Annotated in this window: 2 protein-coding genes; both read left to right on the top strand. The window is 76.7% G+C overall.

What is annotated here, in order from left to right:
• Positions 1 to 994: PASTA domain-containing protein (locus tag SJ20_RS09365; RefSeq protein ID WP_044659731.1), on the top strand; the 994-nt coding region annotated here is incomplete at its 5' end.
• A 32-nt stretch (positions 995 to 1,026) separates the two neighbouring features.
• Positions 1,027 to 2,343: protein kinase (locus SJ20_RS09360; RefSeq protein ID WP_044659730.1), on the top strand; the 1,317-nt coding region annotated here is incomplete at its 3' end.

Below are 2,343 nucleotides of genomic sequence, written 5' to 3'. Positions count from 1 at the left end.
GGGCGCGGCCGGTGTGGCCGGCGCCGCCGCGAGCGCGAGCACGCGCGACCACGAGATCGCCGCCGTGCGTGATCAGCAGACCCGCCCGGGCGACGTCGTGGACTCGGGCCCGCCCGCCGGGGGCGGCTCCGCGCCCGCCCGCCGGCGACGCGCCAACCGCTGGCCGCTGTGGGCACTGCTCGGGCTCGTGGTGTTCGCCCTGCTGGGGGCGCTGCTGTGGCCGCTGCTCACGGGTGGCCGCGGCGTCGGAGGCTCGGCGCCGGCGACCTCGCAGGAGGAGTCGTCCGTGCGCGTGGACCCGGAGGCGTACAGGGGTCGCCCCGTGAGCGAGGTGCGCACCGAGCTCGAGGGCCTCGGCCTGGCGGTGCGCGAGGAGGACCGCGACGCGCAGAGCCCGCAGGGCACCGTTGAGGAGATCAACCCCGTGGGGGCGTTGCGGCGCGGTGAGACCGTCACGCTGGCCGTCTCCACCGGTGAGGGCGTCATCCCGGAGGGCCTCGTGGGCCAGCCCGTGGAGAGCGCTATCCAGACGCTGCGCGACCGCGGCTTCACCGTGGACCGGGTGGACGACCCGTCCGCCGACGGCGCCGACGGCGAGGTGGTGCGCGTGGTGCCCGGCGAGGGTGAGCGTCACCGCTACGACACGCACGTGCAGCTGATCGTGGCCACCGGCGGGTCCGACGCCGCGCCGACCCGCGAGGCCTCCCAGCCCGCCTCGGAGCCGGAGCCCAGCGCGTCGGAGGAGCCGAGCGCCGAGCCGAGCCCGTCGGCCTCGGACGAGCCCAGCCCGTCCCCCACCGCCGAATCCCCGACGGCCACCGCCGACCCGGAGCCCACGCCGGAGCCGTCCGAGGAGCCGACGACGCCCACGGGGGATCCGACGACGGAGTCCTCCGGGGAGTCCACGGCACCGACGGGCGAGCCCACCACCGACCCGTCCGCTGACGCGCGTGGTGCGGAGGCCTCGTCCGCCGACGCCACGCCCTCCGCTTGAGCGGCGGGCGGGACGAGCACGCGGACGTGTCTGTGGATGAGCAGAGGATCCTGAACGGGCGGTACCGGATCGGTGAGCTGATCGGGCGCGGCGGCATGGCGGACGTCTTCCGCGGCGAGGACCTGCGGCTGCACCGCCCGGTGGCGGTCAAGCTGATGCGCCGGGACCTGGCGCGCGATCCGCACTTCCAGGCGCGCTTCCGCAAGGAGGCACGCTCGGCGGCCTCCCTGAACCACCCCTCGATCGTCTCCGTGTACGACACGGGCGAGGTCTCCCTCGAGGACGGCCTCCATCCGGTGGACTGCCCGTTCCTGGTGATGGAGCTCGTCTCCGGCCGGACGCTGCGGGAGATCCTGCACGCCGAGGGCGCCGTGGGCACGGACCGTGCCGTGGCCTGGACCCGGGGCGTGCTGGAAGCGCTCGAGCACGCGCACGAGGAGGGCATCGTCCACCGCGATGTGAAGCCCGCGAACGTCATGGTCACGGAGACGGGCGCCGTGAAGGTGATGGACTTCGGGATCGCCCATGCGCTGGCCGACACCTCCGCCACCACGTCGCAGACCCAGGCCGTGGTGGGTACGGCCCTCTACCTGGCTCCGGAGCAGGCGACGGGCCGCACCGTGGCCGGCCGCGCCGACCTCTACGCGGCCGGCTGCCTGCTGTTCGAGTTGCTCACGGGCCGACCCCCCTTCACGGGTGACACGCCGCTGGCCGTGGCCTACCAGCACGTGCGCGAGGAGCCGCCGGCACCCTCCGACGTCGACCCCGACCTGCCGCCCGCGTTCGACCCCGTGGTGCTGCGCGCCCTGCGCAAGGATCCGGAGGACCGGTTCCCCACGGGCGCCGCGTTCCTCGCGGCCCTCGAGGAGGCCGCCGCGGATCCGCACGCCGGCCCCGGCCGTCACACCCCGCCGCTCGATGCCGTCCCTCCCGCCCTCGTCGGCGCGGTGCTGGGCGCCGCGGCCGCGGAGCACGGGGCCGATGTGCCGACGGCCGCGGTCCCGCTGACCCGGCCGACGCCCTCCGTCCCGGCCGAGCCGGACACCACACAGCCCCAGGCGGCGAACCATGCCGTGGCGGGTGCGGGACTGCTCGGCGCCGCCTCCGCCGCGCAGCTTGCCGCCGCCGCCGCCATGGACGGCCCCCGCCCGGTGACGGTCGGCCAGCCGGTGATGCCCGGTGCGGTCGCGACGCCCCGGCCCGAACCGCAAGGGGACACGCCGGCGCCAGCGACGGCCACGCACCGTCGCGTCCGCCGGCGCCTCCGCCGGCGCACGCTCCTGGCGGCCGGCGCGGTCCTGATCGCGCTGGCCCTGGTCCTGGCGCCGTGGCTCGCGGCGGCTCTGCCC

The sequence above is a fragment of the Micrococcus sp. MS-ASIII-49 genome, assembly GCF_000946635.1.
Taxonomy (GTDB): Bacteria; Actinomycetota; Actinomycetes; order Actinomycetales; family Micrococcaceae; genus Micrococcus; species Micrococcus luteus.
This window is presented reverse-complemented; position numbering and strand designations above follow the sequence as displayed.